The organism is Burkholderia sp. PR2 (genome assembly GCF_052372875.1).
GTDB classification, from domain to species: Bacteria; Pseudomonadota; Gammaproteobacteria; order Burkholderiales; family Burkholderiaceae; genus Burkholderia; species Burkholderia diffusa.
In genome coordinates, this window is sequence record NZ_JBQRWH010000001.1 from 2,377,022 (window position 1) to 2,399,592 (window position 22,571).

Sequence of the window (22,571 nt, forward strand, 5' to 3'; positions counted from 1 at the left end):
GGAGACAGACGATGGCCAGAAACCCGTCTTGACGCCGCAATCCGGACAAGTCGCAACACAGCGAACTTCCTCGATGAAAAGCAGGTTATCCCCAGGGGCAACTTCGATGTTCTCCAAACGTTTGATGACGATCGCGGCCGCCGTGCTGGCCGTCACCACGTCGTCGGTTCACGCCGGCGCGGCCACCGTGACGGACCCGTTCTACACGTATAAGGGCGCCACGCCGTTGAAATCGATTGCACCCGGCACGGTGCTCAACACGCGAACCGTCACCTATCACGTGGCCGGAATGCCGACGGCGTTGACCGCCCAGCAGTTGCTTTATCGCACCAACGACGCGCAGAACCGGCCGGTCGTCAACGTGACGTCGGTGATCCGGAGCCCGGTCAGCAACGGCCGGGCGATCTCGTACCAGTCGGCCTACGACTCGTTGAATCCTTACGACGAACCGTCGCAGGTGATCGCCGGCGATCGCGACGTCACGAAGATCATCAACGTCGGCACCTTGCTCTACAGCGCGGAATCGATCCCGCTGTCGACGCTGCTGCTGCTCGGCTACAACGTGATCGTGCCCGATACGGAAGGCCAGACGGCGGACTTCGCCGCCGGCCCCGAATACGGGATGACGACGCTCGATTCGATCCGCGCGGCGCTCAACACACCGTCGACGGGCCTCGCGCCGACCAGCAAGGTCGCGATGATCGGCTATTCCGGCGGTGCGATTGCGACGAACTGGGCCGCGCAACTCGCGCCGAGCTATGCGCCGGACATCAACAAGCAACTCGTCGGCGCGGCCGAGGGCGGCGTGCTGGTCGATCCCGCGCACAACCTGCGCTACGTCGACGGCAGCATCGTCTGGGGCGGCGTCGCGGCGGCTGCGCTCGCCGGGCTGTCGCGCGGCTTCGGCTTCGATCTGACGCCGTATCTGAGCGACAGCGGCATCGCCGTGTTCAGCGACATCCAGAACCAGTCGCTCGCCTATATCCTGCCGAAGTATACGGGGCTGCATTGGGCGACGCTGTTCAAGCCGCGATACGCGAACGACATCAACAGCATTCCGGCGTACGTGACCTACGCGAACAAGGTGAATGCCGGGCTGGCCGCGTCGCCGACGATTCCGATGTATATCGGTCAGGGCACGGCCGGTGTGCTCGACGGCACCTTCGGCAGCCAGGTGGGCGACGGCGTGATGCTCGCGTACGATGTGCGCGCGCTGGCGCAGAAATTCTGTGCCAGCGGCGTACCGGTCGTGTACACCGAATATCCGCTCGAACATGCGGGCGCGATCGCGCCTTGGGTGGCCGGGATGCTGCCCTGGCTCTACGACCGCTTCGGCGGCAAGGCCGCGCCGAGCAATTGCGCGCTGACGGCATTGTTGCCGAGCAATTCGCTCGCGCCCGAGACGCTGCACTAGCCGCCACGCGCATCGACATCAATCGCCGGGCGATCCTTCGCGGATCGCCTTTTTTCATCCGGCGCCTTGACGCCGGTCGCCGTCCCCCGCCGCGCCTCGCTGCCGCCACGCGCGAGTGCCATAATCGAGCCTGCACATCATTCCAGACGTCCCCGGAGAATCCCCATGCAGAACCTCGACAATCCTTCCCACGATCGCGAGGTGGGCAGCGCCGACGCGACGCAGGACACCACGCGCATCGACGACGTCCGCATCGGCGCCGTGCGCCCGCTGATCTCGCCCGCGCTGCTGCAGGATGAACTGCCGGTGCCGGCCGCCACGCAGACGCTCGTCGAGGACACGCGCCGCGCGATCGGCGACATCCTGCACGGCCGCGACGACCGGCTGCTGCTCGTCGTCGGCCCGTGCTCGATCCACGACCACGACCAGGCGCTCGACTACGCACGTCGCCTGAAGGCCGCCGCCGATGCGCTGAAGGACGACCTGCTGATCACGATGCGCGTGTACTTCGAGAAGCCGCGCACGACCGTCGGCTGGAAGGGCTACATCAACGATCCGCGCCTGGACGGCAGCTTCCGCATCAACGAAGGGCTGCGCGCGGCGCGGCAACTGCTGCTCGACATCAATGCGCTCGGCCTCCCCGCGTCGACCGAATTCCTCGACCTGCTGAGCCCGCAGTACATCGCGGACCTGATCGCGTGGGGCGCGATCGGCGCGCGCACGACCGAGAGCCAGAGTCATCGCCAGCTCGCGTCGGGGCTCAGCTGCCCGATCGGCTTCAAGAACGGCACCGACGGCGGCGTGCAGGTCGCGTCGGACGCGATCGTCGCCGCGCGCGCGAGCCACGCGTTCATGGGGATGACGAAGATGGGCATGGCCGCGATCTTCGAGACGCGCGGCAACGACGACGCGCACGTGATCCTGCGCGGTGGCAAGAACGGGCCGAACTACGATGCGGAGCACGTCGAGGCGAGCTGCGCGGTGCTGCGCAAGAGCGGGTTGCGCGAGCAGGTGATGGTCGATTGCTCGCACGCGAACTCGAACAAGTCGCATGAGCGGCAGATCGAAGTCGCGCAGGATCTTGCGCGGCAACTGTCGCAGGGCGAGCACCGGATCGTCGGCGTGATGGTGGAGAGTCATCTCGAGGCCGGGCGTCAGGATCTGAAGCCCGGCGTGCCGTTGCAGTATGGCGTGTCGATTACGGATGCATGTTTGAGCTGGACGCAGACGGAGCCGGTGCTGGACGTGCTGGCGGAAGCGGTGCGGCATCGGCGCGTGTACTCGCGCAACGCGTGAGGTGACGGCGGCGGGTTGATGCCTGCCGCCGTCATAGTTGGCCCATCGACGAAGACGGGTGCCGAGCAAGTTGTTTCATTTTTCCCGTGTGCCGCGCCACGCGTAAACCTCGCGCGCGCGTGTTCTGCCCGCGGCACGTCGCATATCGGCGGTATCCATCCGAACTACTTGAATCGCGGCGACGCCGGCGAGACATACGTCCAGTCGTGCCGTGACCGTTGCGCCGACCGCTCACCGGCGCGGCGCAAATTGCCAGGCGCGTGTCCCCGAGCCGCCGTGCCGCGTGCGGCCGCGCTGTGGGCGATCCTGCTGATACGAACCCGATTGCCGCCGGCAAAATTTAGGCCAATTCTTAAGGCATCTGTCTGAAATAGGATTGGATGGACGGTTGATTTGCGAATCGTCGGATAGAGTCGACACATCTGCAAACCTCAACCGACGGCGCATGCCGTGCATGGTCTCCGATGCACCTGCTCCGGCCGCCCCATCGTACATGGAAGGACGTCCTATCGCGTATCGCACCGCACCGCGCCTGCTCCTGCGCGCAATGTTCCTTTTGCTCGTTGCCTCGTCGCTCCCTGCGAACGGCGCGACCGCCTGCTGGAAGCCCACTTTCACTGACGAGGAGCTGCAGTGGATGCGCGCGCACCCGGTTGTCAATATCGCAGTCGAGGCGAACTGGCATCCGATCGAATACATGCGCAACGGCAACCATGCCGGCCTTGTCGCGGGGTACCTGAACGCAATCTCGAAAATGACCGGGCTGACGTTCGAGACAGTGCCGGGCACGGAATGGGGTCACGCGTACGCTGCGCTTGCGGCGCACAAGGTCGATCTGCTGCCGGGCGTGTGGCGCGAACTGGTGCCGGACCGCGCCGGCACCGGTGCTCTCGTCAGTGCGCCCTACCTGGTCGGGCGGCTGACCGCCGTCACGCGCAACGACTCCGCGATGATCTTCAACCTGAAGCGGCTCGAAGGCCGGCGCGTCGCGATCAAGGGGCGAGGCGCGGTCGAGTATTTCACGCGCAACAGCGGCGTGATGCTCGACGTGCTTACGTTCGACACCGAGGAACTCGCGCTCGCCGCGGTTGCCAACGGCGAGGCCGATGCCGCGCTCGGCGTCGACGTCACGGTTCTGCCGATCGTGCAGCGGCAGTTTCCCGGGCAGCTTTACATGTCGGGGATGCTTGCAGACCGCCCCGTATCGCTGGCGATGCTCACGCGGGCAGACCTGCCGATACTCGCATCGATCATCGACAAGTCTCTCGCGGCCATTCCCGTGAGCAAGACGGCGGAGCTCACCCGCGACTGGGTCGAGATGGCCGATTACGGCAAGCCGACGATCCGTTCGATCCTGCATTACCGGGCACCCCAGGTGGTCGCGATTGTCGCCGCGCTGCTGGCGTTCGCGATGCTCGCATTCCTGTCGTGGAAGTCGCGCCTGGCCGCGATCCGTAGCGAGCGCGACAAGGCGACGTTTCTCGCGTTCGTCAGTCACGAAATCCGCACGCCGATGCACACGATCCTGTCGTCACTGGAATTGCTGCAGCGCTCCCGGTTGACCGAGCAACAGGCGAATCGCGCGGATGCCGCGATTTCGGCATCCGAGACGCTTCTGACGCTGCTCGACGATATCCTCGAATATTCTCGCCTCGAATCGCGCAAGGTCCAGCTTGCCACGCAGGCAGTCGAGCTTGAGTCGTGGGCGCGACATACGGTCGACATGGTGCGCTGGCGCGCCGACGAGAAGATGGTGGGGCTGGTGCTCGACTTTGCTTGTCCGCCGGCGGTGCGTGTTTCAATTGATCCGGTCCGTGTGCGCCAGATCGTGCTGAATCTGCTCGTCAACGCAATCAAATTCACATCCGCAGGCTCGGTGACGCTGCGCGTCGAGTATGTGTCGAGCCGCCACGGGCAAAATGGCACGCTGACCCTCGAAGTGCGCGATACCGGCATCGGCATTGCGCCCGAGCGGCTCGAGCACATCTTCGACGCATACTGGCAGGGGCCTGCCTCGCTTCACCAGGACGTCAACGGCAGCGGGCTTGGCCTCGCGATCTGCCGTGAACTGGTCGCATTGATGCATGGCACGATCACCGTCCAAAGCCTCCCGCACGTCGAAACGACGATGACGGTGCGATTGCCCGTCACGGCAGTGGACGAGCCGTTGCCGGTGCGGCCTGCCGCGTCGATGCCCGTGCCGGTCGACGCACAGCCTGGACACGCTCATCCCGACTCGCCGCGCATCCTGATTGTCGACGATCACGAAACCGTGCAGTTGGCGCTGCAGCAGCAATGCGACGAGCTCGGCTGCGTCGGCATCGTCGCCGGCACCGGCGAGGACGCGCTGCGTCAACTGGCGCACGACCGTGTCGACCTCGTGCTGCTCGACGGCGATCTGCCGGACTTCGACGGTTATGCGCTCGCGAAGATGATCCGTCAGGATGAGTCGGCACGCGAAGCCAGACATGTTCCGATCATCGCGATTTCGGCGGTGTCCGGCGACGCGCATCGCGAGCGCTGCTTCGACAGCGGCATGGACGGCGTGCTGGGCAAGCCGCTGCGGCTCGAAACATTGCGGGAGTTGATCGCAATGTGGTGCCCAGCGTATGCCGAGACCAAACCGGCGGCGCCGCATGCCGCCGATCTCAGCGCGGTCTATGACCGCGAAGTGGCGAAGGATCTCGATGCCCTTGTCAACGGATTGCTATCGCGCGATTTCGCCGCAGCCGCACGGGCCGCGCACCGGATTGCGGGGGCATCGAATCTGACCAAACTGGGCGATATCGCCGATGTCGCGTTGCAAGCCGAAACGCGGCTTCGCGAACTCCACGGCGTTCATCAAGTCAACCCGTTCGCGACAGATCAATAGACCCAGTCCACTGCCGTTCACGCGGTGGCGAGCCGGCGGACGTGGACTTGATGGCGTTGACAAGCAGGTTCAGCACGATCTGCCGCGTGCGCACCGGATCGATCAGCACGCACAGCTCGGTCTGGCACGCGAGTTGGAGCGCCAGGCTCAGGTTTTTCTCGTCGACGCGCCAGCGCACTATGTCGGCGCTGCGCTACGTCCATGCGTGGATGTGCCGTCAGACTCGGGCGCGAGCGTCACGTTTCGAGACTCGAGACGTTAATATTCGAGGACGTCGTCGAGCAGCATCAGCAGCGATTCCGAAGCAGCAACCGCCGCATCCGCACGGCCAGCCTGTTTCGGTGGCAATTGCGAGCGCTGCAGCAGCTCGAGCGGCGACCGGATCGTACGATCAGCGTGCGGATCGCGTTGCTGGAAAGGGAGTCAAGCGTTCCGGTGTGGCCACGACCAATGTGTCGACGAAGTACGGCAGGCTGGCAAATGGTGCCGCTGCGGTATTGCGAGATGTCGGCGCTTCTTGACGCGCCCGGCGCCGTGTCGATCTTCCCCGACATGAGAGCCTGGTATGAATTGGCCCGTGATACGTTGTCGACATACTCGAAGCGCAGTCCGCTGATTCGCGAAATCGCATCGAGACATGACGGCACGACGCCAACGACCTTCCCCCGTTTGCGAAATTCGAACGGACGCCAATGCGTGTCGGCATAGGTGTGCACGACCGGATGCGCGGCGATCCATGCTTTCTCCTCAGGCGTCAACTTTGCACGTGGGATGATCTGTATCAGGCGATGCAGTGGCGTGAGAAATGCAGAGCGAGGGCGTCATCACAGATGGTCTGTTGCGTCGACGCAACGCGGTGCGGACGAGAGCAACGGCGTCAACAGTGCCTTTCGACGACGCGAGCGCCAAGGTCCAGGCGATTCGTTGCGGGTCGGGCCAGCGCCCGGCGCCATACGCCGTTCTGGCGGCGGAGACGGGGCGCGCGGGCCGTTCCCCATGCTATCGCTACCGCGAATGCCGAATCAGATTGCATGGTGCCCGCCACGACTGCTCGCACATAGGCTGTTTAGCTGGCGGGGTTAAAAATTATCCAGAAAGCCGGTAAGCTAATTCGAATAATCCGCTCCGGTTTGCGATGGCAAGAATGCGCCAACCGTTGATGGCCGTATCGCCAGAAAGAAAAGGGGTAGCAATGAGACCAGAGCTCCAACCGATCCGCGTCGTGATCCTGGACGACCATGCCGTCGTTCAGCACGGGATCGCCAGTTATTTGACGGAGAGGACCGGCATCGAAGTGGCGGCGAGCTTTGCAAGGTCGCGCGACCTGATCAGCTGGCTCGAGTCGAATCACGCGGACGTCGTGCTGCTCGACTACACGCTGGGCCCAGACGAGATCGACGGCCTCAATCTCGTCAAGCTGGTGAGTACGCGCTTCCCGGATTGCAGGATCCTGATGACGTCGAGCAGCGATACGCCCGCAACCGTCAACATGACCATGCGCGCAGGCGCGCTCGGTTTCTTCGGCAAGAGCGAAAATCTTCGCGAACTGGTACATGCAATCCGTGTGGTCGCAGAGGGACGCTCGTATATCAGCACCGAATTGGCAGGCAGGGTGATGGCGAGTGCGACGCCTGTCCAGAGTGTGGCGGCACCGAAACCGGCGGTCAGCGAGGACGCACCGGCGGCCGAATCGGAATCATCCGCCGACCTGCGCCTGAGCCCGCGCGAGCACGAGGTGCTGCGCTGTTATCTGGCGGGCATGTCGGTATCCGATATCGCATTGAAATTTTCCCGCAGCCGCAAGACGATCAGCGCGCAAAAGCAATCGGCGTATCGCAAGCTCGGCATCCGCAGCGATGCCGAATTGTTCGCGTCCCGCAAGCTGCTCGAGAAGCAGTGAACGTCGTCTGATTCCGAATCTCGCTCGGCATTTTCTACGCCGACATTGATCTTCGTTCATTTCCGCACGCCGCTGTGTAGTGCAGCCTGATGGCAGCACTTCTCGACTGGCGCTACCATGACCCGTGTTGCGTTACCCGACGCGCCCGTCCGGGCCCGTTGCGCGCACACGCAGCGGTGGCGCGGCCGGCCGCTGCTGCATCGACGAAGCGCGGGGTGCTCACCGATTCACCACCGCACCTGCGCCGCTTCGCTCCCGGCACCAACTACAACCTAACCGGAGTGCAATCAGCATGGCTTTCACCAAGACAATCGTCGCAGCCGCCGTTCTCGTATCGAGCATCAACGTTCATGCGCAGATCGCGGGCGCCCAGCCACTCAGCGTCACCGTCGAGCAATCGCAGGCGCTGCTCGAAGGCTGGAGCGTGAAGAAGAGCGTGCTCGGCAAGGCCGTGTACAACGACCAGAACCAGAAAGTCGGCACGGTGCGCGACCTGATCGTCGCGCCTGACGGCTCGGTGTCGGCCGCGATCGTGTCGGCTGGCGGTTTCCTGGGCGTCGCGGCGCATGACGTCGCGGTGCCGATCGCATCGCTCGACGTGCGCAATGGCAACATCTACCTGCCGGGCGCGACGAAGGCCGCGCTGAAGGCGACGCCGGCGTTCCAGTACGCGAAGGTACCGTCGCCGCCGAAGCCGAAGAAGCTCGACGACAAGCACTGATGCATGCGGCCCGGCGCGCAATGCACCGGGCATGGCCAACCGAGGGGCGTGTTCGGTCGCGCGTCGGTCAATCACGGCCTCAACCCGAGTTCTCGCCCCACGGCTACGTAATTCTACGTAGCCACGCATACGTAGTTGTGCGCTTGTAAGCCTCCCCCGTCGCGCGGAATACTACGGCCCACCGCCGTGTCTTCCGCGAGACGCGGCACGACGCATCGACGTCACGCGGGTCCGGCGCCTCGCCGGATCCACTCAAAAACACATTGGAGACCAGGAGACGCCATGAATCGGGCTTCCAGTACCCTGCTCTGGATTGCGGTCGCGCTGCTCGGCGCGTTCGCGTTCGGGACGATCGCACTTGCGCACGGCGAACGCGTCAGCGCGCTCTGGATCGTGATCGCCGCAGTCTGCGTATATCTGATCGCATATCGCTTCTACAGCCGTTTCATCGCCAGCAAGGTCATGCAGCTCGACGGGCTGCGGATGACGCCGGCCGTCCGGCACAACGACGGCCTCGACTACGTGCCGACCAACAAGTACGTTCTGTTCGGCCATCACTTCGCCGCGATCGCCGGCGCCGGGCCGCTCGTCGGACCGGTGCTCGCCGCGCAGATGGGCTACACGCCCGGCATGCTGTGGATCCTGGCCGGCGTCGTGTTCGCCGGCGCGGTGCAGGACTTCATCGTGCTGTTCATCTCGACGCGCCGCGACGGCCGCTCGCTCGGCGACCTCGTCAAGATGGAGCTCGGCACGGTGCCCGGCGTGATCGCGCTGTTCGGCGCATTCCTGATCATGGTGATCATCCTCGCGGTACTCGCGCTGATCGTCGTGAAGGCGCTGACGAATTCGCCGTGGGGCACGTTCACCGTCGCCGCGACGATTCCGATCGCGCTGTTCATGGGCGTCTACACGCGCTACATCCGTCCGGGCCGCATCGGCGAAGTGTCGATCATCGGCTTCGTGCTGCTGATGGCGTCGATCGCGTTCGGCCAGACCGTGCACGATTCGCCCGCGCTCGCCGCATGGTTCACGTTCAGCGGCACGCAGCTTACGTGGATCCTGATCGGCTACGGCTTCGTCGCATCGGTGCTGCCGGTGTGGCTGCTGCTCGCGCCGCGCGACTACCTGTCGACGTTCCTGAAGATCGGCACGATCCTCGGCCTCGCGATCGGCATCCTGGTCGTCGCGCCGGAACTGAAGATGCCCGCGCTGACGAAGTTCGTCGACGGCACGGGCCCTGTGTGGTCGGGCAACCTGTTCCCGTTCCTGTTCATCACGATCGCATGCGGCGCGGTGTCGGGCTTCCACGCGCTGATCTCGTCGGGCACGACGCCGAAGCTGATCGACAACGAAACCAACGCGCGCTTCATCGGTTACGGCGCGATGCTGATGGAATCGTTCGTCGCGATCATGGCGCTGGTGGCCGCGTGCGTGATCGAGCCGGGCATCTACTTCGCGATGAACGCGCCGGCCGCCGTGCTCGGCTCGACGCCCGAAGCTGTCGCGAACACGGTCACGCAATGGGGCTTCGTGCTGACGCCCGACATGCTGACGCAGACCGCGAAGGCCGTCGGCGAAACGACGATCATCGCGCGCGCGGGCGGCGCACCGACGCTGGCCGTCGGCATGGCGCACATCCTGCACCAGGTGATCGGCGGCGAAGCGATGATGGCGTTCTGGTATCACTTCGCGATCCTGTTCGAGGCGCTGTTCATCCTGACGGCCGTCGACGCCGGCACGCGCGCGGGCCGCTTCATGCTGCAGGACCTGCTCGGCACGTTCCACCCGGCGCTCAAGCGCACCGAGTCGCTGCCGGCAAACCTCGTCGCCACGGCGCTGTGCGTGGCCGCGTGGGGCTATTTCCTGTATCAGGGCGTGGTCGATCCGCTCGGCGGCATCAACACGCTGTGGCCGTTGTTCGGGATCTCGAACCAGATGCTCGCCGCGATCGCGCTGGTGCTCGGCACCGTCGTGCTGTTCAAGATGAAGCGCGAGCGCTACGCATGGGTGACGATCGTGCCGACCGCATGGCTCTTGATCTGCACGCTGACGGCCGGCTGGCAGAAGATCTTCGATTCGAATCCGAAGGTCAGCTTCCTCGCGCACGCGGCGAAGCTGCAGGCCGCGGTGGACGAAGGCAAGGTGCTCGCGCCGGCGAAGTCGATCGCGCAGATGCAGCGGATCATCTTCAACGACTACATCGATGCGGCGCTGGCCGGCCTGTTCATCTTCGTCGTCGTGGCGATCGCGGGGTACGGCCTGCTCGCCGTGCAGCGCGCGCGTCGCGAGTCGAAGCCGACCGTGCGCGAGACGCCGTACGAAGCGATGCCGGCCGCGCAGGCGCTCGGCAGCGGGCGATAACGGGAGGCCGCGATGTTCACCGATCTCGGCAGCGACCTGCGCAGTGCGGGGCGTTACCTCGGGCAGGCGTTGCGGATGATGGTCGGCCTGCCCGACTACGACACCTATGTCGCGCACATGCGCGAAACCCATCCGGACCGCGAGCCGATGACGTACGAGGCGTTTTTCCGCGAGCGCCAGAATGCGCGGTACGGGTCGGGGGCAGGGAAGTGTTGCTGAATTGAGCCGGCGCAGCCGGCCGGTGAGGCGGTCCGGTGACGGACCGGTGACGGACCGGGGAGCGCCGCGAAGGCATTCGCGGCGCTTTTTCTTTGGCGGGCCGGTGTGGTACGCGCGAGGCGCCCGTCACGGCGGCATTTGACGTCGTTCAGCGCGGCAAAGTCCGGGCGCCGGTATCATATGAGGCATCATTTTTTCCCCGAAGAATCCGCGCAGGAGAACCCGTCGTGCATGTCGGTGAGCGTTTCAACAGCATTTCCCATCTCGTCGGCGCGGTGCTGTCGGTGGCAGGGCTGGTCGCGCTGGTGACGATGGGCGCGCTCGACCGCGATCCCTACAAGATCGTGAGCTTCAGCGTGTACGGTGCGATGCTGATCCTGCTCTACGGGATTTCGACGGCGTATCACAGCGTGCGCAACCCGCGCCTGAAGGCGATCCTGCAGAAGTGCGACCATTCGGCCATCTATTTGCTGATTGCGGGCAGCTACACTCCGTTCACGCTCGTCACGCTGCGCGGCCCGTGGGGCTGGTCGCTGTTCGGTGTCAGCTGGGGGCTCGCCGCATTCGGGATCGCGCAGGAACTCACGCTCGGACGGCGTACGCGCATCGTGTCGATGGTGCTGTACGTGCTGATGGGCTGGCTCGCGCTCGTCGCGATCCGCCCGCTGATTCACGCGCTGCCGCCGGTGGGTGCCGCATGGCTCGTTGCCGGCGGCGTCATCTACAGCGCGGGGATCTACTTCTTCATCAACGACGAGCGCATCCGCCACGGGCACGGTATCTGGCATCTTTTCGTGCTGGCCGGCAGCCTGTGCCAGTTCGTCAGCGTGGCGATGTATGTCGCGTGAGCGTGAGCGTGAACGCGGGCGGCACGGCGCGTGTCATGCGTGCCCGGCCGCCTGTGCCGCGCCGCGCAGCGCCATGAACCCGACCCACCCCCAGTAGACGCGGTGATGCGCGATCAGCCCGTCGCGCAGATCCATCACCTCGACGAGATCGACCTGATCGCCTTCCGGCGTTTCGCGCGGATATTCCCACGTGAGTTGCCGGCCGTTCGAGAAGAACAGCCCGGTTCGATACCAGCGTCCGAGCTTGTTCCCGGGATTGCGCAGGCCCGCCGCGAAGAACGCGCCGATCGCGGCCTTGCCGTGCAGCACGCCGGAGCCGTGATCGGGCAGCGTGACGACGATCAGCGGCGTTTCGAGTATCGCGTCGTCCGCGTACAGCGACATCAGTGCGTCGAGGTCGCGCGCGACGACGGCGACGTGCCAGTCTTGATGGACGCGTTGCGCATCGGTGTCGGCTTGTGTCATGGCGGCTTCCGGCAAACGTGGGTAACGGAGCCACTGTATCGACGCCGTGCCGCCGGACGTTTCAGCCCAGGCCGAAACGTGGATGTCGCGTATGCCGGACGCGACCGCGTGCCGCCCGTCAGCCGGCCAGCGCGCCGAGATTCAGATCATGTGACTTGCCGATCCACACCGCGCTGTCGCGGTGGTCGCGCAGATCGTCGCCGGTATTCGGATGCAGGAAGACGTCGAGCGCGCCATGATTCAGCACGAGCCACGGCACGATGGTGGCGAACTGCGCGGCGTCGAACGCGATCTGGTAGGACCAGGCCGGATGCGGGCCGACGAGACGCTCGTGAAAGCGGCCGAGCTCGATGATCGCGCCGAATCGTTCTTCGACGACGAGGCGGAACGCCCACGCTGCGTCGCGGCTCGCGGCGTCGAAGTAGACGTGTGCGTGCCAACTGTCGATGGCGGTGGTGTCGATGGCAGCCATGGTGGAACTCGAGAGAAGAATAGGGAACGGATAAGAGCCGTGCCTGACGGCGCGATGTGCAATTATCTCGCGTCCTCGCGGGACACGTCTCGTCGCGAAGCGGTCAATCGGCGCGGTGGATTTGTCGTGTGTCAGGGAATCCTGTGCATTGGTCGAATCGTTTCCCGGTTGTGCCGGCGTGTGCGGCATCGTGCCGAAAGCCGCGCCAGGCTGGGCTTGCGCCGAAATCGCATCTGCAATACGTCATTTCAAAAACTGCAAAAGCGATTCACATGCCTCGTCGATTCGTCTGCTAAAACGCGATCAGGTAGTTGAATGAAATAAAGAAATTCCGCTCAGGCAGCATTGGCGAATCGCGTGGATCGCACCCCGTTCGCCGGTGCCGAAAATATCCATTGCGGAATCGGCTATTCAAGCGCGTGGTCACGCGACATACGATGATTGCACCGCATCGACGACGATCGATGCGGAAACAACCATCTGGAGGCCATGATGCGATCCGTTGTTTCCCTTGCTGTCCTGTCCGGCGCGCTTGCCGTGCTGCCCGTCGCGAGCTTCGCGCAGTCCGTCGATACCGAGTGGCAGTCGAACGTCGCGCCTTTGACCTGGTCGGCGGCGCGTGCCGAAACCGATGTGCAACTGAGGCAGATGACGCGCGCCGGCTATCGTGCGACGACAGCCGGCAACCAGAACTATCCGCTCGCGATGCAGCGTGCGCTCGAACGCGTGAGGTACCCGGTGCCCGACCGCTCGCGCGAGGAGAAGGCCGCGATGGAAGCGCGCGCGGCCAGCGCAGCGCAGAGCGGCCATCCGGTGAAGGCGTTCTTCGTGAAGACCGCGTATTACCTGAAGGGCGAGAACACGTTCTGATGCAGGAGCAGAGCATGGCATGCCTTGACCGACTCCCCGACGTGTTGCGCGCATCCGCGATGCGCCGGCTGCCCCAGGCGTGCGCGACGCGGCGGCGGGGCGACGTGTGCGGCGGCGCGCGACGCCGCGCGAACGGCCATCGCGACGCGAGCCGCGGCGCCGTCGCGTGCCGCACCGCGTGGCCGGCATTCGACGCGGACGACGACGCGGCAGGCGAGGGCGGCTCATGAAGGCCGCTCGAAAAGGCCGTCGCCACCCGCCGTTGACGCGCGAGTGGCTGCTGCCGCTGCCGCCCGCGCATGTGCGCGACATCTCGCTGAAATGCCACATGGCGCTCGTCGCGCTGCGCGGCGAGCACGGCAGCGAAACGTTGCTGATGCGGCTGCGCACGAGCGTCTACCTGGTGTGCCTCGCGCTCGACGACGCGGTATCCCCGGATGCGAGCATCGACCTGTGCGTCGACGCGGAGCGCGTGCTCGACGCGAGCATGGCGCGCGCGGCGCAAAGCGGCGCATGGACGCTGCACGACGACGAGTGCGCGGCACTCGAGCGTGTGCTCGCGGCGAACGACGCGTGCGTCGCGACGCTCACGCGGCACCGGCTCGCCGAGCTGTGGCGTCACGTGTGCGCGTTCGCGTCCAGCGAGCAGCCGGGGCTGGTCGCGCAGGCGGCGGCGCGAATGCGGGAACCGGCCGTCCTGCATTGAGCGGTGGCAACGCGGCCGGCATCCTGGCTGCGTTTCATGCGCGTTCCGGTCCGCGGGGCTAGACGCTCGCCGCCCAATGTCACGACACGAGCCGAACGGGTTCGGTCGATGACGATCCATCCGCGCGTTCGCGGCGATCGTGCGTGTCGCCGCGAATGCATTCGTTTCAGTCAGGAGGCGCGATGGCGCTATACAGGACCGGTGGCTACTTCACGTGCGGAAGCGGCCGCGCATTCAGCGAGAACCTGCCGCCGGGAAGCGAGACGCCGGTTGCGGGCATCTATCGATGCACCGTATGCGGCGACGAGATCGGCATCGCGAAGTCGCAAGCGCTGCCGTCCGACGACGCGCATCGGCACGATCTCGATCCGCCGTCCGACCCGCTGCTCGATCGCGGGCCGACCGCGTGGCAACTGATCGCGGCGGCGGAGTCGAGACACTAGGCGTGCGGGCGTTCGCAGGCTCATGCGCGGACGAATGCGCGCGGCCTTGCGACGACGCCCGACAAACAAAAGCGCCACGGAGCGAACTCCGTGGCGCTTCTTCGATGCGGGCCGCAGCGGAGGCGCGAACCTCCGTGCGGCGATACGCGCTTAAGCCGCCGTTGCCGGCTTCGCCGGCTTCTGCAGCTTGCCCTTGCCGGCGCGCTGGATTTCCTCGAGCTTGATCTCGACGTGGCGCGAGAACACGTACTCGGCCGGGCGCTGCTTCGCGATCGAGATGTCCGGCGCGAACGCGCCTTCGGTCTTGATGCCCTTGCGGCTCACGGCGAACGCCTTCAGCGGATGCGCGATCGTGTCCATCACGGCGGTGGCTTCGAAGCCGCAGTGGACCATGCAGTCCGCGCACTTCTCGTAGTTGCCGACGCCGTAGTTGTCCCAGTTCGTGTCTTCCATCAGTTCCTTGAAGGTCTTCACGTAACCTTCGCCGACCAGATAGCACGGCTTCTGCCAGCCGAACACCGTACGCGCCGGGTTGCCCCACGGCGTGCACTTGTACGTCTGGTTGCCGGCCAGGAAGTCGAGGAACAGCGACGACTGGCTGAACGACCAGCGCTTGCCGCCTTCGCCGCGCTTCAGGATTTCGCGGAACAGGTTCTTCGTCTTGTCGCGGTTCAGGAAGTGCTGCTGATCCGGCGCGCGCTCGTACGCATAGCCCGGCGACACGGTGATGCCGTCGACGCCGATCGGACCCAGCGTGTCGAAGAACTTCGCGACGCGCTCGGGGATCGCATCGTTGAACAGCGTGCAGTTGATGTTCACGCGGAAGCCGCGACGCTTCGCTTCCTTGATCGCCGCGACGGCCTTGTCGTACACGCCGTCCTGCGACACGGAGTGATCGTGCATCTCCTTGTCGCCGTCGAGGTGGACCGACCAGACGAAATACGGATTCGGCTGGTAGTCGTCCATCTTCTTTTCCATCAGCAGCGCGTTCGTGCACAGGTACACGAATTTCTTGCGCTTCATGATGCCCTTGACGATCTCCGGCATCTCCTTGTGGAGCAGCGGCTCGCCGCCGGCGATCGACACGATGGGCGCGCCGCATTCGTCGACGGCTTCCAGGCATTCCTCGACGGACAGGCGCTGGTTCAGGATCGGGTCCGGATAGTCGATCTTGCCGCAGCCGTTACAGGCGAGGTTGCAGCGGAACAGCGGCTCGAGCATCAGCGCGAGCGGATAGCGTTTGTTGCCGGACAGGTGTTGGCGCATGATGTATGCGCCGACGCGGACTTGCTGGAGCAGCGGAATAGACAAGAGTTGTCCTCCTTAAACTTCGCGGGCGACAGCTTGCGTAAGCTTCGCCGGCAACTTGAATTCGACTTTTTCCTCACGGCCCGTCATCGTCGTGACATCGACGGGCCCCAGCGCGCGCAGCGCGCCGATTACATCCTCAACCATTTCCTCGGGCGCCGACGCGCCGGCGGTCAGGCCGACCGTTTGCACGCCCGCGAACCATTCGGGCTTCACTTCCGAGCCGTCGGCGACGAGATAGCTCGGCACACCGCTTTCGGTGCCAATCTCGCGCAGGCGGTTCGAGTTCGAGCTGTTCGTCGCACCGACGACCAGCAGCACGTCGACCTGGCTGCTCAACTCGCGCACGGCGGCCTGGCGGTTCTGCGTTGCGTAGCAGATGTCGCGCGTGTCCGGGCCGACGATGTCGGTGAACCGGCGCTGCAGCGCTTCGATGATGCCGCGCGTGTCGTCGACCGACAGCGTCGTCTGCGTGACGTACGCGACCGGCGTATCGATCGGCAGCGTCAGCGTAGCGACTTCTGCCTCGCTCTGCACGAGGATCACCTCGGCCGGAATCTGGCCGATCGTGCCCTCGACTTCCGGATGGCCCGCATGGCCGATCAGGATCAGCCGGCGGCCCGCCGCGACGTACTGGCGGCCCTGCACATGCACTTTCGTGACGAGCGGGCAGGTGGCGTCCAGCACGTCGAGCCCGCGCGTTTCGGCGTCGCGTTCGACCGTCTGGGCAACACCGTGCGCGCTGAAGATCGCCACGGCGCCATGCGGCACCTCGTCGAGCTCCTCAACGAATCGTGCCCCTTTATTACGCAGGTTTTCGACGACATGCCGGTTATGCACGATCTCATGACGCACATAGACCGGCGCGCCGTGCTGTTGCAGCGCGCGATCGACGATCTCGATCGCACGGACAACCCCCGCACAAAAGCCGCGGGGCTGGGCAAGGATGACTCGCATAAGTGAGCGAACTCCGACGACAGACGCCGGGGTTCGAGGAGCTGGCACTGCTCGCTCGCCCCGGCTTGATGTTATGAAGGCAGGAAACGAACCGGCCAGGCCAGGCCCCGGAACCCCGAATTAATCGCGCATTTTAACCCTATCGCGCCGTCCTTGCTCTGGTGCCGTATCGGCCGTGTTGCATTCGCCGCAGAGCCGCGTCGGCGCTCGCGGTCGCGGAACCCGGTAAACTGCGCGGTTTCGCGGGCAGCCTGTCCGGCTGCCCGGCGTCGCGCTCATTTCAAGGCCATTCGATGACCGTCGATTCTTACGCATATTGCCCTGCCGCCGATGCGGTCACGGGTGTTTTCACTCCGACCCTGATTATGGCCGGACGATCCGGTGCCGCTCGCGCCGGCATCCGGCAGGAGGCGTGCCGATGATGCTGGCAATTACGTTCCTGGTGTCCGGCCTGTCACTGCTGATCTGGATCGTGCTGCTCGTTGCGCGTGGGGGCTTCTGGCGCGCGCGCCCCGCGCGGGCGCTGCCGCCCGAGGCGCGCGGCGCCGCGGCCGAGGCCGGCTGGCCGGCCGTGGTCGCGGTCGTGCCGGCGCGCAACGAGGCAGACGTGATCGCCCGCGCGGCGACGTCGCTGCTCGAGCAGGATTATCCGGGCGACTTTCATCTGATCATTGTCGACGACCACAGCGACGACGGCACCGCCGACGCGGCGCGCGCCGCCGCGCTCGCGATCAACCGCGCCGACCGCCTGACGGTGCTGGCCGCGAAGCCGCTGCCGGCCGGCTGGTCGGGCAAGGTGTGGGCGCAGTCGCAGGGCATCGCCGCGGTGCGCACGCTCGGGTTGCCGGCCGACTATCTGCTGCTGACCGATGCCGACATCGGCCATCCGCCAGACGCCGTCGCCCAGCTCGTCACGCGCGCGCAGGCCGAACAGCGCGATCTGGTATCGCTGATGGTACGGCTGCGCTGCGACTCTTTCTGGGAAAAGGCGCTGATTCCGGCGTTCGTGTTCTTCTTCGCGAAGCTCTATCCGTTCTCGTGGATCAACAATCCGCGCAACCGGACGGCCGGCGCCGCGGGCGGCTGCATGCTGGTCAAGCGCAGCGCGCTCGAGGAGGCGGGCGGCATCGAATCGATCCGCGGCGCGCTGATCGACGACTGCAGCCTTGCCGCGCAGATCAAGCATCGCGGCAGCGGCCGGCATCCGATTCGGCTCGATCTGGCCGACCGCAGCGTGTCGCTGCGTCCGTACGACAGCTGGCGCGACATCTGGAACATGATCGCGCGCACCGCGTTCACGCAGCTCCACTATTCACCGCTGCTGCTCGCCGGCACGCTGCTCGGCATGACGATCATCTACCTCGTTCCGCCCGTCGCCGCGCTCGCGTACGGCGCGCGCGCCTGGCCGGCGTGGCTCGCATGGGCGTCGATGTGCACCGCCTATGCGCCGATGCTGCGCTACTACCGCCGCTCGCCTCTGTGGGCGCCAGCGCTGCCGCTCGTCGCGCTGTTCTACGTCGGCGCGACGTTCGCGTCGGCGTGGCGCTACTGGCGCGGCAAGGGCGGCCAGTGGAAGGCGCGCGTGCAGGCGCCGGTGGAGCGCTGACAGGCGCCGGCGGACGCCGGTCGTTCCTCCGGATTCCGGAAAGCAAAAAGCCCGATCGGTTGTGAGTCGATCGGGCTTTGTCGTTTACGGCGTCGCCACGCGTGCTTATCGCTGCGTCAGCATCATGTACATCTGGATCACGACGTCCGGCGAGAACGTGAACGGCACCCAGCCGTAGCCGGTGTGGCGCGCGACCAGCAGGCGGTCGCCGTTCGACTGCTTCTGCACGGCCATCATCGGGTTCTTCGTCGTCACGAAGCGCCAGCCGGCCGGGATGCCCGGCGGCGGTTCCGGCTGCATCGACGCGCGCGCATGCGCGAGTTCCTCGATCAGCTGGCCGAGCTGCTCCGGGTGCAGCGTGATCGACTGGCCGTTGACGGTCAGCGTCAGTTCGTTCTGCGACGGGCGAGCGACGTGCAACGTCGGCTTGTCCGCGGCGGCGTCCGCTGTTTCGGCAGCGGGGGCGACTTCGATTGCGGTGCAGGCGGCCGGCGCGACGACGGCGGTGCCGGCCTCGGCGGACGCTGCCGCGGCTGCGTCCGCCACCGGCTCGACAGCGGATTCGACAACCGGTTCGGCGACTTCAGCCGCGACGGCCGGTGTGGCTGCCACAACCGCCGCGTTCGTCGCGGCGTCCTTCACGACGGCTTCGACCAGCGCTTCCGCGTCGGCGATCGCCTTCGCGTGACGCTCGGCGGCCGCTTCGGCCTGTGCGATCGCTTCGGCGTGGCGTTGCGCGACGGCCTCGGCCTCGGCAGTCGCCGCCGCGTGGCGTTGCGCGGCCGCGTCGGCTTGCGCGATCGCTTCGGTGTGACGCAGCGTGACGGCTTGTGCTTCGGCGGTTGCCTCGACATGGCGCTGCGCGGCGGCTTCCGCTTCGGCGATCGCCTGCATGTGACGTTGCGCGAGCGCCTCGGCCTCGGCGATCGCCTGCGTGTGACGTTGCGCGAGTGCCTCGGTCTCGGCGATCGCGGCTGCGTGGCGCTTCGCGGCGGCTTCGGCTTCCGTGGTGGCCGCTGCATGACGTTGCGCGGCTGCATCCGCTTCGGTCGCGGCGGCGTGATGACGCTGCGCGGCGGCCTCGGCTTCGGCGATCGCGGCCGCATGACGCTGCGACGCGGCTTCGGCATCCGCATGACGCTGCGCGAGCGCTTCGGTCAGCGCGGTCGCCTCGGCGTGCCGCTGGGCAGCGGCCTCGGCCTGGGCGGCGGATTCGATGTGGCGTTGGGCGGCGGCTTCGGCCTCGGCGGTGGCGTCGGCGTGGCGCTGCTGCGCGGCCTCGGCGTCGGCGGCTGCGGCCGTGTGGCGCTGCGCGGCGGCCAGTGCTTCGGTCTCGGCGGCGGCGTGACGTTCGGCTGCGGCCTGGGCTTCCGCGGCGGCGGCGCGCGCGAACGCTTCCGCGCTGCGTGCCGCCTGCTGCGCGGCATGGTGATCGTGGAGGAGCCGATCGACGCCCGCGTTGAGCGAATCGATCTGTTCGTTCAGGTTCATGCGTGTCTTCTCTGCGTAAGACCCGCGATTTTAACCGCTGCGCCGGTGCCGGTCCGTCAGCGACGTGTAACAAAGTGCGCAAAGCGGCGTGACGCACGCCGCTTTGTGTTACTTCAGGTAGCCCGCCGAGGCGAACCAGTCCAGTGCATCGCGCAGTCCTTCGCGGTACGGACGTGCGCGGTAGCCGAGCTCGCGTTCGGCCTTCGCGGACGTGAAATACATCTTGTTCTTCGACATGCGCAAGCCGTCGACGGTCACGAACGGCTCCTTCTTCGTGAACTTCGCGACGGCCTCCGCACCGACCGCGAGCGGATAGAGCGGCCAGCGCGGCAGCGCGATCGTCGGCGCCTTGCGATTCGTCATCTGCGCGATGTCGGTCAGCATCTGCTGCAGCGGCAGATTCTCGCCGCCGAGGATGTAGCGCTCGCCGATGCGGCCGCGCTCCAGCGCGAGGAAGTGGCCGTGCGCGACGTCGTCGACGTGCACGAGGTTCAGCCCGGTATCGACGAACGCGGGAATCTTGCCGAGCGCGGCCTCGACGATGATGCGGCCGGTCGGCGTCGGCTTCACGTCGCGCGGGCCGATCGGCGTCGACGGGTTGACGATCACGGCCGGCAGCCCTTCGTCGGCGATCATCCGCTCGACCGCGCGCTCGGCCAGCACCTTGCTGCGCTTGTACACGCCGATCGCCTGCTCGGCGGTCAGCGGGCGGTTTTCGTCGGACGGATCGCCTGCGCTCGTGACCTTCAGCGTCGCGACGCTGCTCGTGTAGACGATCCGCTCGACGCCTTCGGCACGCGCGGCGCGCATCGTCGCGACCGCGCCCTCGAGGTTCGCGCGCTCGATCTCGTCCGGATCCGGCGCCCACAGCCGGTAGTCGGCCGCCACGTGCAGCAGGTAGCGCACGCCGCGCAGCGCGGCGCGCATCGACGTCTCGTCGCGCATGTCGCCGGTGACGATCTCGGCGTCGAGATCCGCGATGTTCGTGCGCGGGCTGGTCGGGCGCACCAGCACGCGCACCGCATAGCCCTTCTGCTGCGCGATGCGTGCGACGGCCGAGCCGACGAAACCGGACGCGCCGGTGACGAGAACGAGATCGCGGGAGGTATCAGTCATGCGTTTCCTTCAGGGCCGCGCGGGCGGCGCGGCGGTTGTGCGTCGGCGAGATTGTACGTGGTCGGCGCGCCCGGCGACGCGAGCGCCCCACGGCGGCCGCAGCGGGCGACGGCCGCCGCGTGCGGCCGGCTTGCCGGGCACGTGTGCGAAGCGGCCGACGCGACTACAATGCCGGGCTTGAATGCTACGGGAGGGCGACGCGATGAGCCGTAATGAACTGGACGAACGGATCGAGACCTACTACGTGCGGGTACGCGGCGTCGTGCAGGGCGTTGGCTTCCGTCACGCGACGGTGCGCGAGGCGCACGCGCTGAAGCTGCGCGGCTGGGTCGCGAATCTCGAGGACGGCAGCGTCGAGGCGATGATCCAGGGCCCCGGCGCGCAGATCGACCGGATGCTCGCGTGGCTGCGCCACGGGCCGCCGTCCGCACGCGTGACCGAGGTCACGTTCGAGGAGCGTCCGATCGAAAAGCGTTTCGAGCGCTTCCAGCAGCAGTAAGGCGAAAACAACATGACGGGGTATCCGGAGGCCGGGCGCGGCATCATGCTGTCGGTGCTGGCGTCGACGCTGTTCGCGCTGATGTCCGCCTACGCGAAACTGCTCGCGCCGCTCACGGGGCTCGACATCTTCGCGTGGCGCATATTGTGGACCGCACCGGGCGCGCTCGCGCTGATCGCGCTGCGCGGCCGCTGGCCGGCGCTCGTCGAACTCGTGCGGCGCAGCGTGCGCGACTGGCGCCTGCTGATCGCGCTGCCGGCGAGCGCGGCGCTGCTCGGCCTGCAGCTGTGGTTGTTCCTGTGGGCGCCGCTGCACGGGCGCATGCTCGAAGTGTCGCTCGGCTATTTCCTGCTGCCGCTGACGATGGTGCTCGTCGGCCGCTTCTACTATCACGAACGCCTCGACCCGCTGCAATGGGCAGCGGTCGCGTGCGCGGCGCTCGGCGTCGCGCACGAGGTGTGGGCGACGCGCGCGTTCGCGTGGCCGACGCTCGTCGTCGCGCTCGGCTATCCGCCGTATTTCGTGCTGCGTCGCCGGATCAACGCCGATTCGCTCGCCGCGTTCGCGCTTGAGATCGCGCTACTGTGCCCGGTCGCGCTCGCGATGGTGTCGGCAAGTGCGACGCCGGTCGCCAGCCACCCGCTGCTGTGGGCCATGCTGCTGCCGGGGCTCGGCGTGCTCAGCACGCTCGCGCTCGCGAGCTACCTGAAGGCGAGCCGGATGCTGCCGATGGCGCTGTTCGGGATCCTCGGCTACGTCGAGCCGGTGCTGCTCGTCGCGGTGTCGCTGCTGCTGCTCGGCGAAACACTGAGCGTCGCGCAGCTCGCGACGTACGGGCCGATCTGGGCCGCCGTCGCGCTGACCGCGTGGCACAGCGCGATGCTGATGCGGCGCTTGCCCATGCGCGGCTGAGCGCCGTCGCTCGGCGGCGCGACCGCGGCAACGAACGTGCCGCGCATCGTGTGTTCGTTGCGTCGAATCTCGCGATGCTGGCGTCGAACTGGCAT

The 22,571-nt window shown here is 66.4% G+C and carries 23 protein-coding genes; 15 read left to right on the forward strand and 8 right to left on the reverse strand.

What is annotated here, in order from left to right:
• Positions 1-106: 106 nt before the first annotated feature.
• From ACT2FV_RS10570 to ACT2FV_RS10580, 3 genes are all read left to right on the forward strand, one after another.
• A complete protein-coding gene (locus tag ACT2FV_RS10570; protein WP_444503815.1) occupies positions 107-1,414 on the forward strand; it encodes a lipase family protein in 1,308 nt (435 codons plus the stop codon).
• A gap of 165 nt (positions 1,415-1,579) precedes the next feature.
• Complete coding sequence (locus ACT2FV_RS10575) at positions 1,580-2,710, forward strand: 3-deoxy-7-phosphoheptulonate synthase (RefSeq protein WP_059528867.1); 1,131 nt, start codon at positions 1,580-1,582, stop codon at positions 2,708-2,710.
• 493 nt (positions 2,711-3,203) lie between these two features.
• Positions 3,204-5,582, forward strand: a complete 2,379-nt coding sequence (locus tag ACT2FV_RS10580; RefSeq protein WP_444503816.1) for an ATP-binding protein — start codon at positions 3,204-3,206, stop codon at positions 5,580-5,582.
• On the opposite strand, the gene ACT2FV_RS10585 is transcribed toward ACT2FV_RS10580, so the two are convergent.
• Entirely contained in the window at positions 5,557-5,760 is a 204-nt protein-coding gene (locus ACT2FV_RS10585; protein ID WP_059598894.1) for an ATP-binding protein, read from the reverse strand. The two genes, ACT2FV_RS10580 and ACT2FV_RS10585, sit on opposite strands and share 26 nt — an antisense overlap.
• A gap of 109 nt (positions 5,761-5,869) precedes the next feature.
• Positions 5,870-6,340, reverse strand: coding sequence for a transporter substrate-binding domain-containing protein (locus ACT2FV_RS10590; protein ID WP_444503817.1), 471 nt, complete (start codon positions 6,338-6,340; stop codon positions 5,870-5,872).
• Between the two features lie 464 nt (positions 6,341-6,804).
• Between ACT2FV_RS10590 and ACT2FV_RS10595 the strand changes: the two genes are divergently transcribed.
• From ACT2FV_RS10595 to trhA, 5 genes are all read left to right on the forward strand, one after another.
• Complete coding sequence (locus ACT2FV_RS10595; protein ID WP_311768934.1) at positions 6,805-7,482, forward strand: response regulator transcription factor; 678 nt, start codon at positions 6,805-6,807, stop codon at positions 7,480-7,482.
• A 292-nt stretch (positions 7,483-7,774) separates the two neighbouring features.
• Complete coding sequence (locus ACT2FV_RS10600) at positions 7,775-8,203, forward strand: PRC-barrel domain-containing protein (protein ID WP_059598897.1); 429 nt, start codon at positions 7,775-7,777, stop codon at positions 8,201-8,203.
• A gap of 282 nt (positions 8,204-8,485) precedes the next feature.
• On the forward strand, positions 8,486-10,564 hold the full coding sequence (locus tag ACT2FV_RS10605) for a carbon starvation CstA family protein (protein ID WP_151050533.1): 2,079 nt from the start codon (positions 8,486-8,488) through the stop codon (positions 10,562-10,564).
• A gap of 12 nt (positions 10,565-10,576) precedes the next feature.
• Positions 10,577-10,783, forward strand: a complete 207-nt coding sequence (locus ACT2FV_RS10610; protein WP_444503818.1) for a YbdD/YjiX family protein — start codon at positions 10,577-10,579, stop codon at positions 10,781-10,783.
• Between the two features lie 227 nt (positions 10,784-11,010).
• A complete protein-coding gene (gene trhA, locus ACT2FV_RS10615; protein WP_059448906.1) occupies positions 11,011-11,631 on the forward strand; it encodes a PAQR family membrane homeostasis protein TrhA in 621 nt (206 codons plus the stop codon).
• Between the two features lie 33 nt (positions 11,632-11,664).
• Here the strand turns inward: trhA and ACT2FV_RS10620 are convergent, their stop codons facing one another.
• Both ACT2FV_RS10620 and ACT2FV_RS10625 read right to left on the reverse strand, forming a co-directional pair.
• Positions 11,665-12,096 carry a nuclear transport factor 2 family protein gene (locus ACT2FV_RS10620; protein WP_151050529.1) on the reverse strand — a complete coding sequence of 144 codons (432 nt, stop codon included), beginning with the start codon at positions 12,094-12,096 and terminating at the stop codon, positions 11,665-11,667.
• A 118-nt stretch (positions 12,097-12,214) separates the two neighbouring features.
• Positions 12,215-12,568: a DOPA 4,5-dioxygenase family protein gene (locus ACT2FV_RS10625; protein ID WP_444503819.1), complete on the reverse strand. Its 354-nt coding sequence runs from the start codon at positions 12,566-12,568 to the stop codon at positions 12,215-12,217.
• Between the two features lie 492 nt (positions 12,569-13,060).
• Between ACT2FV_RS10625 and ACT2FV_RS10630 the strand changes: the two genes are divergently transcribed.
• The 4 genes from ACT2FV_RS10630 (at position 13,061) to ACT2FV_RS10645 (ending at position 14,587) form a co-directional block, all read left to right on the forward strand.
• The gene (locus ACT2FV_RS10630) at positions 13,061-13,438 is read left to right on the forward strand and encodes a hypothetical protein (RefSeq protein ID WP_059598959.1); all 378 of its coding nucleotides are present in this window, start codon (positions 13,061-13,063) and stop codon (positions 13,436-13,438) included.
• 14 nt (positions 13,439-13,452) lie between these two features.
• Positions 13,453-13,668 (forward strand): hypothetical protein, encoded by a 216-nt coding sequence (locus ACT2FV_RS10635; RefSeq protein WP_444503820.1) that lies wholly within the window; start codon positions 13,453-13,455, stop codon positions 13,666-13,668.
• Positions 13,665-14,144 carry a hypothetical protein gene (locus tag ACT2FV_RS10640; RefSeq protein WP_444503821.1) on the forward strand — a complete coding sequence of 160 codons (480 nt, stop codon included), beginning with the start codon at positions 13,665-13,667 and terminating at the stop codon, positions 14,142-14,144. Before ACT2FV_RS10635 ends, ACT2FV_RS10640 begins: the two co-directional genes overlap by 4 nt.
• Positions 14,145-14,326: 182 nt before the next feature.
• Complete coding sequence (locus ACT2FV_RS10645) at positions 14,327-14,587, forward strand: hypothetical protein (RefSeq protein WP_151052503.1); 261 nt, start codon at positions 14,327-14,329, stop codon at positions 14,585-14,587.
• A gap of 150 nt (positions 14,588-14,737) precedes the next feature.
• Here the strand turns inward: ACT2FV_RS10645 and hpnH are convergent, their stop codons facing one another.
• Together hpnH and ispH are read right to left on the reverse strand one after the other, a co-directional pair.
• On the reverse strand, positions 14,738-15,898 hold the full coding sequence (hpnH, locus tag ACT2FV_RS10650) for an adenosyl-hopene transferase HpnH (protein WP_044844979.1): 1,161 nt from the start codon (positions 15,896-15,898) through the stop codon (positions 14,738-14,740).
• Positions 15,899-15,910: 12 nt separating this feature from the next.
• Positions 15,911-16,852 carry a 4-hydroxy-3-methylbut-2-enyl diphosphate reductase gene (gene ispH, locus ACT2FV_RS10655; protein ID WP_059598904.1) on the reverse strand — a complete coding sequence of 314 codons (942 nt, stop codon included), beginning with the start codon at positions 16,850-16,852 and terminating at the stop codon, positions 15,911-15,913.
• A 418-nt stretch (positions 16,853-17,270) separates the two neighbouring features.
• Here ispH and ACT2FV_RS10660 point away from each other — a divergent pair, with 418 nt between their 5' ends.
• Positions 17,271-18,458, forward strand: coding sequence for a glycosyltransferase (locus ACT2FV_RS10660; protein ID WP_059680243.1), 1,188 nt, complete (start codon positions 17,271-17,273; stop codon positions 18,456-18,458).
• A gap of 105 nt (positions 18,459-18,563) precedes the next feature.
• On the opposite strand, the gene ACT2FV_RS10665 is transcribed toward ACT2FV_RS10660, so the two are convergent.
• Both ACT2FV_RS10665 and hpnA read right to left on the reverse strand, forming a co-directional pair.
• Positions 18,564-19,949 carry a phage tail protein gene (locus tag ACT2FV_RS10665; protein ID WP_444503822.1) on the reverse strand — a complete coding sequence of 462 codons (1,386 nt, stop codon included), beginning with the start codon at positions 19,947-19,949 and terminating at the stop codon, positions 18,564-18,566.
• Between the two features lie 108 nt (positions 19,950-20,057).
• Positions 20,058-21,065: a hopanoid-associated sugar epimerase gene (hpnA, locus tag ACT2FV_RS10670; protein WP_444503823.1), complete on the reverse strand. Its 1,008-nt coding sequence runs from the start codon at positions 21,063-21,065 to the stop codon at positions 20,058-20,060.
• Between the two features lie 202 nt (positions 21,066-21,267).
• Between hpnA and ACT2FV_RS10675 the strand changes: the two genes are divergently transcribed.
• Together ACT2FV_RS10675 and rarD are read left to right on the forward strand one after the other, a co-directional pair.
• Positions 21,268-21,564: an acylphosphatase gene (locus ACT2FV_RS10675; protein ID WP_012367074.1), complete on the forward strand. Its 297-nt coding sequence runs from the start codon at positions 21,268-21,270 to the stop codon at positions 21,562-21,564.
• A 12-nt stretch (positions 21,565-21,576) separates the two neighbouring features.
• Complete coding sequence (rarD, locus tag ACT2FV_RS10680) at positions 21,577-22,476, forward strand: EamA family transporter RarD (protein ID WP_059598908.1); 900 nt, start codon at positions 21,577-21,579, stop codon at positions 22,474-22,476.
• The last annotated feature ends 95 nt before the right edge of the window (positions 22,477-22,571 follow it).

What these genes read in the sequence shown, in the direction of transcription:
- ACT2FV_RS10600 (WP_059598897.1), top strand. Translation starts at nt 7,775, where the DNA reads ATGGCTTTCACCAAGACAATCGTCGCAGCCGCCGTTCTCGTATCGAGC.
- ACT2FV_RS10660 (WP_059680243.1), top strand. Translation starts at nt 17,271, where the DNA reads ATGATGCTGGCAATTACGTTCCTGGTGTCCGGCCTGTCACTGCTGATC.
- ACT2FV_RS10645 (WP_151052503.1), top strand. Translation starts at nt 14,327, where the DNA reads ATGGCGCTATACAGGACCGGTGGCTACTTCACGTGCGGAAGCGGCCGC.
- ispH (WP_059598904.1), bottom strand. Translation starts at nt 16,852, where the DNA reads ATGCGAGTCATCCTTGCCCAGCCCCGCGGCTTTTGTGCGGGGGTTGTC.
- ACT2FV_RS10625 (WP_444503819.1), bottom strand. Translation starts at nt 12,568, where the DNA reads ATGGCTGCCATCGACACCACCGCCATCGACAGTTGGCACGCACACGTC.
- ACT2FV_RS10665 (WP_444503822.1), bottom strand. Translation starts at nt 19,949, where the DNA reads ATGAACCTGAACGAACAGATCGATTCGCTCAACGCGGGCGTCGATCGG.
- ACT2FV_RS10570 (WP_444503815.1), top strand. Translation starts at nt 107, where the DNA reads ATGTTCTCCAAACGTTTGATGACGATCGCGGCCGCCGTGCTGGCCGTC.
- ACT2FV_RS10575 (WP_059528867.1), top strand. Translation starts at nt 1,580, where the DNA reads ATGCAGAACCTCGACAATCCTTCCCACGATCGCGAGGTGGGCAGCGCC.
- ACT2FV_RS10620 (WP_151050529.1), bottom strand. Translation starts at nt 12,096, where the DNA reads ATGACACAAGCCGACACCGATGCGCAACGCGTCCATCAAGACTGGCAC.
- hpnA (WP_444503823.1), bottom strand. Translation starts at nt 21,065, where the DNA reads ATGACTGATACCTCCCGCGATCTCGTTCTCGTCACCGGCGCGTCCGGT.
- ACT2FV_RS10640 (WP_444503821.1), top strand. Translation starts at nt 13,665, where the DNA reads ATGAAGGCCGCTCGAAAAGGCCGTCGCCACCCGCCGTTGACGCGCGAG.
- ACT2FV_RS10580 (WP_444503816.1), top strand. Translation starts at nt 3,204, where the DNA reads ATGGAAGGACGTCCTATCGCGTATCGCACCGCACCGCGCCTGCTCCTG.
- ACT2FV_RS10610 (WP_444503818.1), top strand. Translation starts at nt 10,577, where the DNA reads ATGTTCACCGATCTCGGCAGCGACCTGCGCAGTGCGGGGCGTTACCTC.
- ACT2FV_RS10675 (WP_012367074.1), top strand. Translation starts at nt 21,268, where the DNA reads ATGAGCCGTAATGAACTGGACGAACGGATCGAGACCTACTACGTGCGG.
- rarD (WP_059598908.1), top strand. Translation starts at nt 21,577, where the DNA reads ATGACGGGGTATCCGGAGGCCGGGCGCGGCATCATGCTGTCGGTGCTG.
- ACT2FV_RS10605 (WP_151050533.1), top strand. Translation starts at nt 8,486, where the DNA reads ATGAATCGGGCTTCCAGTACCCTGCTCTGGATTGCGGTCGCGCTGCTC.
- ACT2FV_RS10630 (WP_059598959.1), top strand. Translation starts at nt 13,061, where the DNA reads ATGCGATCCGTTGTTTCCCTTGCTGTCCTGTCCGGCGCGCTTGCCGTG.
- ACT2FV_RS10635 (WP_444503820.1), top strand. Translation starts at nt 13,453, where the DNA reads ATGGCATGCCTTGACCGACTCCCCGACGTGTTGCGCGCATCCGCGATG.